Raw genomic sequence first — 15446 nt, forward strand, 5'->3', positions numbered from 1 at the left:
GAACTCGACACCCTCCGCCGGTGCGCCAGGTGTTCCGGACCGGATAAACCGTTCCCATGCGATCCATACCCAGACGCCGATGCCTCCCCGCCGCCACCGCGCTCACCATGGCGCTCATCGGGTGGGGATCGGTCACGGTCCCGGCGGCCGCCGCCGATCCGGCCGCCGGGACCGGTACCACTGCGCCGGCCGGCAAGTCCTACGCGATCACCCTTGTCACCGGTGACCTCGTGCACTACACCGACCTGCCCGGCAACCACGACGTGGTGACCGTGGACCCGGCCGAGGACGGCTCCGCCGGCGTCGAGGTGCAGACCCGCGGCGACGACACGTATGTCATCCCGCGCCAGGCCATGTCGCTGCTCGCCGCCGGAAAGCTCGACGAGCGGCTGTTCAACGTCACCGGACTGGTGGCGATGGGCTATGACGACGCGCACACGGACACCGTCCCGGTGATCGCGACCGCCCCGGCCGCCGCCCGTACGGCGAAGGCCCCGGCCACGCCCAAGGACGCCGAGTCGGTCCGTACGCTCTCCTCGATCCACGCGAACGCGCTGCGCGCCGACAAGGGCCGGGCCACGTCGTTCTGGAAGGGCATCGCGCCCGGCTCCGACCCGAAGTCCCTGTCGGGCGGCATCGGCAAGCTGTGGCTCGACGGCAAGGTCGAGGCCTCGCTCGCCACCGAGACCGCGCAGATCAAGGCCACGGACGCATGGCAGCAGGGCCTGGACGGCACGGGCGTCAAGGTCGCCGTGCTCGACACCGGCGCCGACCTCGACCACCCGGACCTCGTCGGGCAGGTCGACGCCACCGCGAGCTTCGTGCCCGGCCAGAGCGTCGACGACGGCAACGGCCACGGCACGCACACCGCCTCCACCATCGCCGGTACCGGAGCCGCCTCCGGCGCCAAGGAGAAGGGCGCGGCCCCGGGGGCCCGCCTCCTGGTCGGCAAGGTGCTCGGCAACGAGGGCACCGGCGAGGAGTCGTACTCGATCGCGGGCATGGAGTGGGCCAAGGCGCAGGGCGCGGACATCGTGTCGATGAGCCTCGGCACCCCTAGCGGGTCCGACGGCACGGACCCGACGTCGCAGGCCGTGAACGAGCTCTCCGCGGACGGCGGTCCGCTGTTCGTCATCGCGGCGGGCAACGCCTACGACCCGGGCACCATCGGCTCCCCGGGCGCCGCCGCCTCCGCGCTGACGGTGGCCGCGGTCGACAGGAACGACGACCGCGCCGAGTTCTCCAGCCAGGGCCCGCTGATCCGCACGCACAGCCTCAAGCCGGACGTCTCCGCGCCCGGCACGGACGTGTCCGCCGCCGCCTCGCAGTCGGTGCCGGGCTGGACGGGTGGCCTGTACCGGACGATGAGCGGTACGTCGATGGCGACGCCGCTCGTCGCGGGATCGGCCGCGATCCTCAAGCAACGGCACCCCGACTGGACCGGCGAGCGCATCAAGAACGCGCTGATGTCGACGTCGGACAAGACCGCCGAGACGCCGTACGCGGCGGGCACCGGCCGGGTGAACGTGGCCTCGGCCATCAGCTCCACCATCGAGGCGACGGGCTCCGTGGAGGCCGCCGCCTACGACTGGCCGAACGCCGACGCGAAGACGGAGACCCGCACGGTCGCCTACCGCAATGACGGCGACGCGGACGTCACGCTGGCCCTCGCCCTCGACACGGACGCCGACGCGTACACGCTGTCGCAGTCCTCGGTGACCGTCCCCGCGCACGGCACCGCCACGGTGACCCTGACCCTCGACCCGTCGAAGGTCCCCGCGGGCACCACGTTCTCCGGCCATGTCGTCGCGACGGACACCGCGACCGGCCAGGCGGTCGCGCACACCGGCTTCGCCCTCTTCAAGGAGGCGGAGATGTACGACTACACCATCAAGCTGACGGGCCGGGACGGGAAGCCGCAGTCCGGCAACGTCACACTGCACGCCGCGGACTCCACCGACGCCGCGGTCATCGCCGTCGACGGTACGAAGACGCTGCGTCTGCCGCCCGGCCGCTACACCACCACGTCTTACGCCGAGGTGCCCGGCGACACCGCCGACTCGCTCGGCCAGGCGCTGCTGATCTCCGACGAGGCCACGCTCGGCGACGGCCACGCGGCCGGCACGGCCGACCTGGACGCGACGAAGTTGCGGAAGGCGTACGCGGTCCCGGAGCGGGAGAGCGAGGAGACGCAGGCCGTCTTCAACCTCCAGCGCACCTACGACGCCGGCGCGGGCATCAACTGGTCCACCTCCTGGATTCTGGCCGCCAAGTACGACTCGCTGTATCTGGCGCCGACGAAGAAGGTGTCGGACGGTTCGATGCGCGCGTTCCTGCACTGGCGGCTGCGGCAGAAGGCCCTCGACGCCGAGACCGGCACCGGGCGGGACATCGAGCTGACGTCCCAGCCGAACACCACCTACCACGACGGCTCGTCGACCCTGCGCACCGTGTACGCGGGCCGGGGCACGGCGGCCGACTACACCGGCCTCGACGTCCGCGGCAAGGCCGTGATCATCGACCGGACCGCCGACGTCACCCCGGCCGAGCGTGCGCAGGCCGCCGCCGACGCGGGCGCGACGCTGCTCGTCGTCGTCAACGACGCCCCGGGGCGCCTGTACCAGAGCTACGGCGTCGCCGGCGGGCTCACCGTCGCCTCCGTGCGGCAGGGCGACGGCGCACGCCTGGTCTCGGAGGCGAAGTCGGGGAAGGGCCGGCTGCACGTGAAGCAGCAGCAGTACCCGGACTACAGCTACGACCTGGTGCAGCAGTTCAAGGACGTCATCCCGGACAAGTCCCTGGCGTACAAGCCGGACGACCACGATCTGGCCCGCGTGAACAACAGCGTGTACGCGGCGCCGGGCACCCTCGGCTACGGCGGGCGCTACTTCATCCCGGCGTGGGGCGCGGGTCTGGGCGGTGACGCCTACGAGAAGTGGTCGCGGACGACGACGGAGTACGTCACCGGCGACACCACCGCCGTCGGGTCCTGGTACGAGCAGCACACCGGACTCGACGCGGCGGACGGCTACTTCGAGCGGGGTTCGACGGACTCGTACGCCGGTGGCCGCCGCTACGACGGCGGCTGGTTCAAGCCGGTCCAGGGCGCGCGCCTGGGCGACACGTACGTCCCGTACCAGACGAGCAGCAACGCCCTGAACTGGAACGTCGCGATGTGGTCCGGCGGTGACGACGGCCATGTCGGGGCCGGCGGCGGCACCAAGCAGACCACGCTCTACCGCGGCGACACCCAGCTGGCCACGTCCAAGGCCCAGTCGGGCCGTGCCTCCAACATGACGGCGGGCTCGTACAAGCTCGTCGCGACCGGGCAGCGCACCACCGCCGCCTGGCCCGGCACCACGAGCACGAGCACCACGTGGGGCTTCGACTACAAGCCGCTGCCGACGGGCACGGCCCGTGCCAATGTGCCGATGCTGAACCTCACGTACGACGTCGCCACGGATCTGCAGGGCACGGCCAGGGCGGGCAAGCGCCTCACCCTGGGCCTGCGCTCGGCAACGTACGACGGGGCGACCGCCGCCACGTCGGCCACCCTTCAGGTCTCGTACGACGACGGGGCGACGTGGCGGGACGCCAAGCTCAAGCGGGCCGGTGACGGCCGCTGGACGACGGTCCTGGACACACCGCGCGCCGCGAAGTCGGTGTCGCTGCGGGCCGCGGCCGGGGCGCCGGGCGGGCTGACGATCGGCCAGGACGTGATCCGGGCGATCACGCTGAAGTAGGCAGGGCCGAGACCAGGGTGGGTGTGGCCGGAGGAGGTCACACCCACCCGTGCTGTCCGGCGTACCAGCCCAGCTGGAGCCGCGAGGTCGCACCGGCGTGGGACATCATCAGCTGGATACGGCGCTGCACGGTCCGTGCCGAGAGACCCACCTGCGTGGCCACGGCGGTGTCGGTGAGCCCGGCGAGCAGCAGTCGCAGGATGTGCACGTCGACCGGGTCGATGCCGACGCCCGCCGCCTCCTGGTAGGGGCTGCCGCGCTCCCACACCTGCTCGAACAGTTCCCGGGCCATGTGGGCAAGGCCGCCGCGCAGCACGACCGCCGGGTCGACGTCGGCGTCCCGTCCGTGCAGCGGCAGCATCGCCACGGATTCGTCGCAGAGGATCAGCTTGTACGGCACTTCGGTGACGGTCCGGACCTGGACCCCGTCGGCCAGGGACTGCGCGACGTTCTCCGCGGCGCCCGGTTCGCGCAGGAAGCCCTGGTCGATGACGGCGCGCACCCGCACATCACGGGCCATGGCCGTCACCTCCTCGCTGTCCGCCGGGGTGACCGCCTGGGGCCTGCCCGCCGAGAAGATGTCGATGGTGCGGCGTGCGGACAGCTGCAACTGTCGGTAGCGGGTACCGATGGCCTCGCTGCCCTCGACGATCTCCACGAGTTCGCGCTGGGCACGGTCCGCGGTCGCCATGCGGTACGTCTCCGCGAGCCGCGCCACCGTCACCTCGGCGCGCTGCAGCCGCTCGCGGTGCGCCGCGAGCTCGGCGCCCAGCGCGACGGCCGGGGGCGCCGCGGAATACCGCCGGCCGTCGGCGGCGCGGACCACGAGGCCACGGGCCGCCAGCGAGTGCAGTGCGGCGTCGGCCCGATCGGCGGGCAGGCCGGCCGCGTCGCCGATCTCTTCCGCGCGGACCGACGTCCGGGCGATGAGCATCCGGTAGACGGTCGCTTCGTCCGGCGCGAGGCCGAGCTCGTCGAGTTCCATGCCCCCGCCCTTTGCTGTCCGGTGGCCGTCGGGCACCGAGTGCATGGTAAGCCCGAGCGTGTCGGCCACGCGGTGCCGGATCATCGCGGGATCAGCTGTACGGTCGGCGTCCGGATGCGTCGTCGTGTCGTCGCACTCGGTCCCCCGGCGATGGGAATACCCCGGGCGGAGCGTACCCATCGGTGACACCCCGCCGGAGTGCGCGTGGGCCTCATCCCGACGGCTGTGCCCTGAGGGAGTTATGAGGGACCGTCGCTGTTCGGGCGACTGTTCCGGTAGCGGCCCGGGGTCGTTCCGATGATGCCGGTGAACGCTGTGATGAAGCTGCTGGGATTGGCCCATCCGCAGGCGTAGGCGGTTCGGGTGGTGTCGTGGCCGTCGGCGAGGAGCACGAGCGCGTGGTAGACGCGCAGCTGTGTGCGCCACTCGTAGAAGGTCATGCCGAGTTCGCTGCGGAACAGCCGGCTGAGGGTGCGGCTGCCGGCTCCGATCGCCTTGCCGAGTTCGGCCAGCGTGGAGTTGTCCGACGGCGTCTCGTACAGCCTCCGGGCAATGGCCCGCAGGCGGTCGTCCTGCGGCTCCGGCAGGTGCAGTGGCTGTTCGTGCGCTTCGCGGAGTTCGTCGACCAGGACGCGGAGGAGGCGGGTGCGCGCGGCGGGGCTGTAGCCGGGTACGGCGTCGTCGTAGTTGCGGGGGCCGGTCAGGGCGAGCAGGACTTCTCGGGCGAGGCCGGAGGCCAGGAACACGGCGGGGCGATCCGGTACGAGCCGGGTGAGGGACGGCGCGAGGAAGACGATCCGCATATCGGTGTCGCCGTGGGCGCGGTGGTAGTGCGTGAATCCGGCGGGGGTCCAGGCGACGCGGTCGGCGGGAACGATCGACGTACCGCGCTCCGTGTGAACCGCCAGGACGCCGCCGGCCGCGTACACCAGGTGTCCGTGTGCGTGCGACCGCGCTTCGCTCGTTCCGCCGGACGGCCAGAGGTGGCGCCCACCGGACGGCCATATGTGTGAGGTCACGCCGGCACTCCTGGGAGGTTGGCGGTGAACGGGCATAAGTCGGCATCGTATCGATAGCGAGCCACGCCCTGTTCCGGCGAAGCTTTTCCGTGCGGAGCGGTCTGCGGTCGCGTGAAGCGCCCGGCCGAACCGCATCGCATCGCGGCAGCGCGCCTCGATGCCTCGGCTTGAGGGAAGAGGAGAAATCGCATGGCGACGTTCGTTCTTGTACCCGGCGGCTGGAAGGGCTCCTGGTCCTACGAGGCGGTGGTTCCACTGCTGGAGCGTGCCGGTCATACCGTTCACGCCCTGACCCTGACCGGCCTGTGGCCGGACGACGACATCGCGACGGTCGCGACCACCAACCTCGACACGCACGCCGACGACGTGGTGCGGCTCCTCGACCGCGCGCGGATCACCGGCGCGACGTTGGTCGGCCACAGCTACGGCGGCATGGTGATCGCCGCAGCCGCTGACCGCGCCGGAGGCCGGATCTCCCGGCTGGTGCATCTCGACGCCTACGTACCGCAGGACGGCGCGTCGTGCTGGTCGTCGACGAACGACTACTTCCGGCACGTGTTCGCCGCCGGCGCAGCGAGCACCGGCTACTCCGTCCGGCCCCCGGGCGCCGGCGATCCCCGCCGTCGCGATCATCCCCTCGCCTCGTTCCTCCAGACGATCCGGCTCACAGGCGCACACGCCCAGATCCCCCGCCGGGAGTTCGTCTACTGCTCGGGGTGGGAGGACCGGACGCCGTTCACCGAACTCCGCAACCGGCTCCGAGCCGATCCCGGGTGGCAGGTCCACGACCTCCCCACCGGCCACGACGCCATGCACGAGGCGCCGGATGCGGTCGCTGCACTCCTGCTCGCCGAAGGCGCGCCGGATGCACCGCCGCACACATGACGGGCCTGCCGGTGGGACCGGGCGAGCCCAGTTCGTCCCCGGTGCCCCACGAGGTCAGCGAGCCGCGCAGGGGGGATATCCCCACCTCGCGCACGCGCCTCAGGCGCACCATCGACACGCGTGCCAGCCGGATTCTGCCGTCACCCGATTCACCGAAGGATGGAGAACGCAGCCGCACCATCACCCGAGCACTGAGGACCAGCCAGCCATGTCCCTGCCCCGCACCACGCCCCACCGCCGGTCCGTCAACCGGGCCCTGTCGGCCCTCGCCCTGCTGGCGCTGACCGCCGGCGCGGTCACGGCGTGCGGCGACAGCAACGCATCCGAGTCCAGGCACTCCGCCTCGCCGGAGGCCGGGCAGACGGCCGGGCAAGCGGCCGAGGCGAAGCTGCGCATGATCGACAACGGCGGCCATCGACTGGCCTTCCACGTCACGCAGGGCCACGGCTCCACGATCGTCCTGGACTCCGGCGGCGGCGAGGACTCCTCCTACTGGGACGCCCTCGTCCCCCGGCTCCACGCGGCCACCGGCGCCACCGTCGTCACGTACGACCGGGCCGGACTCGGCAAGAGTGACGTGGTGCCCGGCCCCTGGAAGGTCGAGAGTGCCGTCGGCGACCTCGAAGCGGGGCTCAAGCAGCTGGGCGTCACCGAGAACGTCACCCTCGTCTCCCACTCCCAGGCCGGTGAGATAGCGACGTACTTCGCGAAGGAGAACCAGAAGATGCTCTCCGGCGCGGTCCTGGTCGACGCCAACCTGCCCCCGCTCTTCACGGAGGCACAGATCGCCCGCCTCGTAGCCTTCAGCCGGCCCCAGGTCGACGCGGCGAAGAAGGACCCGGACGACCCGCAGAACCGCCAGCTCATCTCGACCTCGGAGAGCTTCGTCTCGACGAGCAAGGCCTTCCACAAGGCCACATGGCCGGAGGCGGTCCCGGCGACGGTCATCGTTTCGGAGAAGACCCCGTTCGACGGCTCCCCCGAGGACGCCCAGCGCTGGCGGAACGCCGCAGCCACGTTCGTCCACGACGGGCCCGGCCGCACACTCGTCACCGCCGAGGGCAGCTCCCACGACGTCCCGAAGGACAGCCCCGACCTCGTACTCAAGGAGATCGAGGGCATGGTGGGCGCGCAGGGCTGACGAACACACCATCACTGTCAGTCGTAGAGGAAGAGCTCAAGGTCCTCGATGGACCCCGGGCCGGTGAAGAAGCCCTCGGCCTGAGCGATTTCGCCCTCCGGAGGCAGTTCGCCCTTCAGGAGCCGCTTCATCCAGATCTCGCCCTGCTCGCCGGCCGCGTAGATGCCGGACAGCAGCTCCGCCATACGGGCAGGGCTCGGCGGGAGGCGCCCGACGACCGGTTGGAGGACCCAGCCGCCCGACCCGGCGGCGAGCCGCAGCACCCCGGCCCAGTTCGCGATCCTCCCGACGCGTACGTGCCAGGTGTCCTCGGTGAACGGGGCCAACCGCCCACCGTGGAGGGCGTTGGTGGCGCAGCCGATGTCCTTGATCACTTGCCGCTCCACGGCGTCACGGACCCAGCGCCCTTCCTGCGCTTCGTCGATGGCGGCCTCCCACCACTTCCACCCGTAGTCGAGGCGCTCCGCGAACGTGTCCATGGGGACAGGCTTCCATGCGCGTTGCGCCATGCCCGCTGCCGGAACGGAGCCGGCCGATCAAGTCCAAGCATCAACCCGGCCGCCCGTCCTTCAACTGCCGCTCAGCGGCGATCCCCAGGCACCGACGCGCTGCGGCTGGCCGGCGCCTACCTCACCCAGGTAGGGCAGTACGCCTGCGGCATGGGCCAGTTCCTCCTGGCTCATGCCCGCGCGACGCCTGTGCTTGCGGACGTTGTCGGCCAGCTCAGTAAGCAGCAACTCACCACCTCCCACTCCACGGTACGCCCGGCCGGCACATCAGTCGGGGGTTCCGACAGACACCCACCGCAGGGGTGCCCCGCCACGTGGCGGGCCGGAACTCCGGCAGAATCGGGGCCTGAGCGGGTGGGGTCCCTCGTCGGTCGGGCAGCTTCGCCGTGCCAGGGTTCCCCGGGGGCCGCCAGGGCCGAGCGCACGCGTCACGGAGTGAGCCTTGGCGGCCCCCGGGGATTCCTGGTACGCCTCCGGTGACCGGGCGGCGAGGGACCCCTCCCGCGCCCCACGACCCCACACCACGACGAAGCCGCACCTGCACTCGCCCCCGCCCCTCAGAGAGAGGGCCGGGGTCTGGAGCAGCGCCCCAGGTGGCTTGCTGTGCTGGCTGTTGCGCGCCCGGACCGGCGGGGCCGTCGCTCGTGGGGCGGAGACAGGAGCGGGCGGCGGCCCCACCGGGCCGGAGCGCGCGGGCCGCGCCAGCGGGCCGCCTTGATCAAGTAAAGAAACTCTGAACAGCTCAGACAGACGCAAGGCCGCTACTTTCTTCGTACCGAATCACGTACATGTCTGGTACTGTTTTAAGTACGCCTGTAGAGGGCTGGCGACATCCGCAGGAGGAACCCATGACCATCAACGCAAGCGAAGCGCGGAAGGACTTCTTCGGTCTGATCCGTCGCGTCACCGAAGACCACGCGCCGGAGCGCGTCACGTCGAAGGCGGGCACCGTCGTGATCATGTCCGAGGAGGACTACAACGCCTGGGAGGAGACGATGTACCTGATGCGCTCCCCCCGCAACGCCGCCCGCCTCATGCGCTCCATCGAGCAGATGGACGCCGGACGCGGCACCGTACGAGATCTGATCGACACGGAGGACGCGTGAAGACGTCGTTCTCGGACGACGGGTGGGAGGACTACACCCACTGGGCCGACACCGACCGCAAGACGCTCCGCAGGGTCAATGACCTCATCAAGGAGATCAAACGGACCCCTTTCGAAGGCAGGGGCAAGCCCGAGCCTCTGAAAGGGAACCTGTCCGGCTGGTGGTCCCGTCGTATCACGCAGGAGCACCGACTGGTCTACCGCGTCACCGACTCCGACGGCCTGGAGATCATCCAGGCCCGCGACCACTACTGACCGGCCTGGGCAGGAAGAAGCCCAGCAAGCTCTCCGCCAAGGACGTCCGCACCCGGCTCAACCAGCTCTGCAACACCACCTGCCAGTGTTGCTCGCGCGGCATCGACGCCCGGCGCGACCAGCCCCGCTACTGCGCGTCGGCCAGTGCTGCTACAAGCCGCTCTCCCCGCTGATCAAACTCGGTTGACCAGCAGAGCAGTTGCGATCCACTACGCCGACAGCTGCCGACCCGGCGCGGGTCGAGCCCCGAAATATCCCGTGACCCCGCACGCACCACCGACTATCTTGGCCCGATGACAAAGATCAAACAGGTCCAGATCACCTTCGACTGCGCGGACCCCGAGCGCGTCGCCCGCTTCTGGTGCGCGGCGCTCGGGTACGTCGTGCCGGAGCCGCCGGAGGGGTTCGACAGCTGGGAGGCGTACAAGAACTCCCTGCCGGCCGAGGATCTGCCGCTGTCGGGTTTCGCCTGTTCCGATCCCACCGGCGCGGGCCCGCGCCTGTACTTCCAGCGCGTTCCCGAGAGCAAGGTCGTCAAGAATCGCGTGCATCTCGACGTGCGGGCCGGCACCGGGCTCGTGGGGGAGGAGCGGCTCGCCGCGCTTGAGGCCGAATGCGCCCGGCTGATTCCGCTCGGGGCCGTACGCGGGAAGCTGCTGCTGGCCGATGAGGAGAACGAGTCGTGCCAGCTGATGCAGGACATCGAGGGCAACGAGTTCTGCCTCGACTGAGCGGACGGTGGCGCTCACGCGCTCGCCGCGGACATCGTCACGCCGCGGTCGGTGGTTCATGCGTGGGTGGTAACAAACCCTGATCTCCTATGAGTTGACGGGTCGGCCCCGGTCACACTCGGCTGTGTCGCTTGTACACAGGGCCGGTCCGCGGACCGGTCTCGGGGGAATCGGGATGCAGCATGAACGCGAGGACAGCCGGAGTCGGTTCAGTACGTCAGGCCCTGCGCAGCACCCTCCTGGGGGCGGGTGTGGTCGCGGCCCTGCTGGCGGCCACCGCCTGCCAGCCGTCCGGGGGTGACGACAAGGGCGCCGGCCCGTCGGGCTCCGCCTCGGCGGGGAAGGGCCCGTCGAAGAGCACCGCATCGTCCAGTGACTCCGGGACCGGGTCCGGCAGCAGCGCCGGGGACGACTCGACCGGGGACAGTGGCGAGACCGGCGGTGGCAACGGCACCGACCACCAGGACTGCGCGGTCACCGATCTCCGCCCCACGGTCGAGCTTCAGGACGCGGCCGGGGAGACGCCCCGCCACTTCCTGCTGACGGTCACCAACGGCAGCGCGTCGCCGTGTGTCCTCAACGAAGCCCCGCTGGTGCGGCTCGGAACCGGCGACGACGCTTCGATCGTCGAGACGCTCGAAGAGCCGGACACCGAGCCCCTCGTCGTCGAGGCAGGCGGCAAGGCGTACGCCGGCCTGTACGTCTTCGGCAACGACGAGGGCGGCGAGGCGGAGTACGACCAGTCCGCCCGGTTCAACGCCACTCTGGTCGCCGGTGAGGGCACCGAACTCAGCGGGAAGCTCGCCTTCGACCTGCCCGACGGTCTGCACACCGTCTCCTACGACGACGCGGCGCGGGTGAACGGCTGGGCCGGCACCGAGGGCCTGGCCATGCGGCCGATCAACCAGCTCTGACCGTTCCGAACGACGGCTCGGCAAGGGGTCGGCAGCTCCGTCGGCTGCCGGCCCTTCGCCGCGTCGAGGGCCGAACGCGGCACTCCTCTTCTCACTCCTCACCCTGCGGGAGCAGCAGCGCGGAGTCCGCGTGGACCGTGACCCGCACCGGCACGAACTCCCGTGCCTCCACCCGGGATTCGCCCGTCCCGGGGTTCTTCGCATAGCGCGGGTGCGCCCCCGCGCTGATCTGCCAGCGCATCCGGTGGCCTGCGGCGAAGCGGTACGCCGTGGAGCTCATCGGGACCGTGAAGTGGGCCGGTTCGTCGCCCGCCGTACGCAACTGGGCATAACCGTCACAGATGTTGGTGGAGCGCCCCGCCGCGTCCACGTCGCACAGGCGGGTGAAGACGTCCCCGTGGCCGGTGTCCGTGGATGCGGAGATCCGCGCGGAGACCGCGCCCAGCACCGTGACGGGCTCGGTCAGGACCGGGCCGGTGAACGTGAGGACGTCGTCGCGGGACTCCAGCGTGCTGTTGTCCCGGGCCCCGGCCGGAAGGGAGAGCAGTGGGCCTCCGAGGGAGGGGGTGGGGTCGTCGGGGTCGTGGCGGAAGGTGGCCAGGGCGGCGGTGTCCGTGGGCGGCTGCCGGGTGAGGTGGCCGTCGGAGGTCGGGAACCAGGAGGTGGTGGCGGGGTCGAGCGGCCACGTGTCGAGGTCCTGCCACGCCGCGTCCGCGCCGCCCGTGTGGACGCGTACGGGGGTGGGGCGCAGCTCCGAGGCGTCGTCGCACAGGTGGGCGCGGAGCCAGGCCAGGCTTTCGGCGAACACGTCGGGCCAGCCCTGCTGCAGGGCGGAGGCGTGGGTCCAGGGGCCGGCGAGCAGGGCGGTCTCGGCGCCCGACGCGCGCAGCCGGGCGTACTGCGCGAAGGTCTGGTCGACGAGGGCGTCGTGCCAGCCGGTGATGAGGGCGGTGGGGATGCCGGGACGGTCGGCGGCCTCGGCCGCCGACGCGCCCTTCCAGTACGGGTCGTCCGCGTCCGGGTGTGTCATCACGTCGTCCAGCCAGGGCACCTCCTGGCCGAGCGCGGCCGTGTAGGCGCCCTTGAGCGGGCGGGCGTCGACGATGCCCTTCAGGTGGCGCTTCAGCCGCAGGGTCGCCTTGATGAACGGGCCCATGCCGCGGTGCTGGTACGTCATTCCGGCGCCGACGAGGAGCGCGTTCTCCAGCTTCAGCGCGCCGTCCGCGTGGAAGAGGCCGTACGGGTCGTGCAGGCCGACCTGGACCACCATGGCCTTCAGCTCCGGCGGCGGGTCCAGGGCCAGGGCCCACTGGACGTAGCCGAGGTAGCTGGGTCCGACCGTGCCCAGGGTGCCGTTGAACCAGGGCTGTTCGCGCAGCCAGTTCACCGCGGCGAGGCCGTCGGCGGCCTCGTTGCGCCAGAGGTCGAAGGTGCCGCCGGAGCCGCCCGTGCCGCGGCAGCTCTGCAGGATCACATGGAAGCCCTGTTCGGCGAAGAGCATCCCGTACAGGGGGGACCAGGGCACGCCCCGCCCGTAGGGCGAGCGCACGAGGAGGGTGGGGAAGTCGCCCTCGTCGCGGGGGAAGTAGTGGTCCGTGATCAGCGGACTGCCGTCGGCTGCGGGGACGGTGAGGCCCGGCTCCCAGCCGATCCGGTGGCGCTTCGGCGGGAGCCCCCGCCAGGTGGCGCGCATCATGCGCGCGGACAGCGGCGGCTTCGCGGCCGACGGCGTCCAGGCATGCCTCGGCCGGGCGTCGTGCGTGGGTGATGTCATCGTTCGCCTCCGTCGCTCACTCATTCTCGTACTGTGTACGAGAATAGACGATGCTTGGATGAACGAGACAGGAGCCGCAGCAGTGAGGAAGGGAACAGCAGGATCGTGACCCGTGCCGAGGGACCCGGCGCCGCCGGTGTCGACCCCCGAGAACTCTGGCTGACCCCCGACCCGGACCGGCCCCGCCGGGGACGCCGGCCCGCCTTCAGCCGCGAGGCGATCACGGTGGCGGCCGTCGCCCTGGCCGACGCCGAGGGAATCGACGCGGTCACCATGCGACGGGTCGCCGCGGAGGTGGGCGCCGGCGTCATGTCGCTCTACAGCTACGCCCCCGACAAGGAGACGCTGCTGGACCTGATGATCGACCACGTCAACGGTGAACTGTCCGGGGCCGAGCCACTCACCGGTGACTGGCGCGCCGACCTCAAGGCCATCGGGCACCTCCAGCGCGACCACATGCTCCGCCACCCCTGGCTGTCCACCGCCGTGCCCGCCCGCCGGACGCTCGGCCCCCGCACCCTCTCGTTCCTGGAACACGCCCTGGCCGCCCTGCGCCCCAGCGGCCTCGACGGCGGCGCCCGGCTGGAGGTCTTCGCCCAGCTCACCGCGTTCGTGGCCGGGCACGTGGCCCATGAAGTGGCGCAGGCCGAGGCCGCGCTGTCGCCGGACCGGGCCGCGGCGGAGGTGCTCTACCTCACCGCCGTCGCCGCGGACGGCCACCACCCGGAACTGGCCGAGGCCCTCGCCTCGGCCGGACGCCCCGTCACCCCCGACGCCACGTTCGCCCGCTTCCTGAACCGCCTGGTCGACGGCCTCGACGCGGGCTGACCGGCGGTCCCACGTCATACCCGGGTAGCGGGTGCGACCCGCCGACTGAGCACCCGGGTATCACGCGCCCGTGGGCGCGGCCGGGGCATGGTGGGGGCGTCCGCAGCACCGCGCCGCCCGAACGGGGAGTCCCAGTGACCGCAGTCCCGCGCACCAGCACCCGCACGCGTACACGCACCCACGGCCGTCGGCAGGTGCTGCTGACCGGGCTGGCCGCGACAGCCGCGCTTGCCGCGTCCGCCGTACCGTCCGTCGCGGCCGGGAGCGGGCGGCACGTCGGCGCCGATCTGCCGACCGCGCGACTCCCGCGCCCCACCGGCCCGTTCGGCGTCGGCTCCACCACCCTCCGCCTCGTCGACCGCAGCCGGACCGACCCGTGGGCGCCGGACTCCTCCCCGTACCGCGAGCTCATGGTCAGCGTCCGCTACCCGGCCGCGGCCGGTGGTTCCGCGCCCCGCGTGCCCCAGATGCCGGCGGCCGCGGCCGCCCACTTCGGCGGACCGGAGGGCGCCGCCGCGCTGAACCTGGGGATGGCGCCGGGGACGGTCGACTGGGGCGCCACGCTGAGCCATGCCCGGCAGGACGCGCCCGTGCACCCCCGGGCCGGGCGGCTGCCCGTCGTCCTCTACTCCCCCGGGCTCGGGGACCCGCGCACCTGGAACACCGCGCTGGTGGACGACCTCGCGAGCCACGGATACGCCGTCGTCACCGTCGACCACACCTACGAGGCCACCGAGGTGGAGTTCCCCGGCGGCCGGCTCGCCACCATGCGGATCTTCGACGGCGCCCCGCCCTCCGACCCGGACGCGCTCAGCGCCCTGCTGCGGAAGGTCGTGGCGGTACGGGTGGCCGATACGCGGTTCGTGCTCGACCGGCTGCCGGAGCTGAACCGGACGCGCTTCGGGGACGTACTCGATCTGCGGAGTGTCGGGATGTTCGGCCACTCCGCGGGCGGCTTCACCGCGGCCCAGGCCATGCACGACGACCGCCGGATCCGGGCGGGCATCAACATGGACGGGCAGATGGACTACGTCGGCGGGGCGCTGCCGGACGGCAGCCGGCTGAGCACGGTGGCGCTGGAGGGGCTCGACCGGCCGCTGCTGCTGATGGGGACGGAGAGCGAGGGGTCGGGCGACTACCGGCAGCAGCCGTCGTGGGCGGCGTTCTGGCGCAACACCCGCGGCTGGAAGGCGAACGTCACGCTGACCGGCTCGCGCCACGCCTCGTACACGGACGCGCAGGTGCTGCTGCCGCAGCTCGCACGGCAGGGCGCGGAACCCGGGGACGGGCTGGCGGCGGCGGTCGGGACCGTACGGCCGGACCGGGCGGCGGCTGCGGGGCGGGCGTATGTCACGTCGTTCTTCGGGCGATGGCTGCGGGGCCACGACGACCACCTGCTGGACGGTCCGTCGGACCGGTTCCCGGAGATGGTGTTCAGCAGTTAGGGCCTTTCGTCTGGATCATGCCGGGCTCGCGGGGTCCGGCCTGATCCAAACGAGAGGCCCTAGACCAGCACAGACATGACACCGGCCCCCGGGGACGAATCCCCGGGGGCCG

General features: G+C 71.7%; 14 protein-coding genes and 1 pseudogene. 10 read left to right on the forward strand and 5 right to left on the reverse strand.

Annotated elements, in window-relative coordinates; genetic code table 11:
* Window positions 1-56: 56 nt before the first annotated feature.
* Complete coding sequence (locus OG959_RS16540) at window positions 57-3743, forward strand: S8 family serine peptidase (RefSeq protein ID WP_326659195.1); 3687 nt, start codon at window positions 57-59, stop codon at window positions 3741-3743.
* Window positions 3744-3780: 37 nt separating this feature from the next.
* Here the strand turns inward: OG959_RS16540 and OG959_RS16545 are convergent, their stop codons facing one another.
* Complete coding sequence (locus OG959_RS16545) at window positions 3781-4764, reverse strand: helix-turn-helix domain-containing protein (RefSeq protein ID WP_326659198.1); 984 nt, start codon at window positions 4762-4764, stop codon at window positions 3781-3783.
* Window positions 4765-4967: 203 nt separating this feature from the next.
* On the reverse strand, window positions 4968-5783 hold the full coding sequence (locus OG959_RS16550; protein ID WP_442805581.1) for an AraC family transcriptional regulator: 816 nt from the start codon (window positions 5781-5783) through the stop codon (window positions 4968-4970).
* Window positions 5784-5936: 153 nt separating this feature from the next.
* On the opposite strand from OG959_RS16550, the gene OG959_RS16555 reads away from it, so the two are divergent.
* Together OG959_RS16555 and OG959_RS16560 are read left to right on the forward strand one after the other, a co-directional pair.
* Entirely contained in the window at window positions 5937-6632 is a 696-nt protein-coding gene (locus OG959_RS16555) for an alpha/beta fold hydrolase (RefSeq protein WP_326659201.1), read from the forward strand.
* A 208-nt stretch (window positions 6633-6840) separates the two neighbouring features.
* A complete protein-coding gene (locus tag OG959_RS16560; RefSeq protein ID WP_326659202.1) occupies window positions 6841-7773 on the forward strand; it encodes an alpha/beta fold hydrolase in 933 nt (310 codons plus the stop codon).
* Window positions 7774-7790: 17 nt separating this feature from the next.
* Here OG959_RS16560 and OG959_RS16565 read toward each other — a convergent pair whose 3' ends face one another.
* Together OG959_RS16565 and OG959_RS16570 are read right to left on the reverse strand one after the other, a co-directional pair.
* Window positions 7791-8252: a hypothetical protein gene (locus tag OG959_RS16565; protein ID WP_326659204.1), complete on the reverse strand. Its 462-nt coding sequence runs from the start codon at window positions 8250-8252 to the stop codon at window positions 7791-7793.
* A gap of 90 nt (window positions 8253-8342) precedes the next feature.
* The gene (locus OG959_RS16570) at window positions 8343-8510 is read right to left on the reverse strand and encodes a hypothetical protein (protein ID WP_326659206.1); all 168 of its coding nucleotides are present in this window, start codon (window positions 8508-8510) and stop codon (window positions 8343-8345) included.
* A gap of 620 nt (window positions 8511-9130) precedes the next feature.
* Between OG959_RS16570 and OG959_RS16575 the strand changes: the two genes are divergently transcribed.
* From OG959_RS16575 to OG959_RS16595, 5 genes and pseudogenes are all read left to right on the forward strand, one after another.
* Entirely contained in the window at window positions 9131-9388 is a 258-nt protein-coding gene (locus tag OG959_RS16575; protein ID WP_032763654.1) for a type II toxin-antitoxin system Phd/YefM family antitoxin, read from the forward strand.
* Entirely contained in the window at window positions 9385-9642 is a 258-nt protein-coding gene (locus tag OG959_RS16580; RefSeq protein ID WP_326659209.1) for a Txe/YoeB family addiction module toxin, read from the forward strand. The genes OG959_RS16575 and OG959_RS16580 overlap by 4 nt, the downstream gene beginning before the upstream one ends.
* Window positions 9630-9814, forward strand: a pseudogene (locus tag OG959_RS16585) (site-specific integrase); the annotation flags it as partial. The gene OG959_RS16580 and the pseudogene OG959_RS16585, both read left to right, overlap by 13 nt.
* 121 nt (window positions 9815-9935) lie before the next feature.
* Window positions 9936-10373, forward strand: coding sequence for a VOC family protein (locus OG959_RS16590; RefSeq protein WP_326659211.1), 438 nt, complete (start codon window positions 9936-9938; stop codon window positions 10371-10373).
* Between the two features lie 182 nt (window positions 10374-10555).
* A complete protein-coding gene (locus OG959_RS16595; RefSeq protein WP_326659213.1) occupies window positions 10556-11287 on the forward strand; it encodes a DUF4232 domain-containing protein in 732 nt (243 codons plus the stop codon).
* A gap of 91 nt (window positions 11288-11378) precedes the next feature.
* Here the strand turns inward: OG959_RS16595 and OG959_RS16600 are convergent, their stop codons facing one another.
* Complete coding sequence (locus OG959_RS16600; protein WP_326659215.1) at window positions 11379-13061, reverse strand: CocE/NonD family hydrolase; 1683 nt, start codon at window positions 13059-13061, stop codon at window positions 11379-11381.
* A gap of 105 nt (window positions 13062-13166) precedes the next feature.
* On the opposite strand from OG959_RS16600, the gene OG959_RS16605 reads away from it, so the two are divergent.
* Both OG959_RS16605 and OG959_RS16610 read left to right on the forward strand, forming a co-directional pair.
* Window positions 13167-13889 (forward strand): TetR/AcrR family transcriptional regulator, encoded by a 723-nt coding sequence (locus OG959_RS16605; protein ID WP_326659217.1) that lies wholly within the window; start codon window positions 13167-13169, stop codon window positions 13887-13889.
* Window positions 13890-14023: 134 nt separating this feature from the next.
* A complete protein-coding gene (locus tag OG959_RS16610) occupies window positions 14024-15334 on the forward strand; it encodes an alpha/beta hydrolase family protein (RefSeq protein WP_326659219.1) in 1311 nt (436 codons plus the stop codon).
* Window positions 15335-15446 lie beyond the last annotated feature (112 nt).

The sequence above is a fragment of the Streptomyces sp. NBC_00385 genome (assembly GCF_035917155.1).
Lineage (GTDB): Bacteria > Actinomycetota > Actinomycetes > Streptomycetales > Streptomycetaceae > Streptomyces > Streptomyces poriferorum.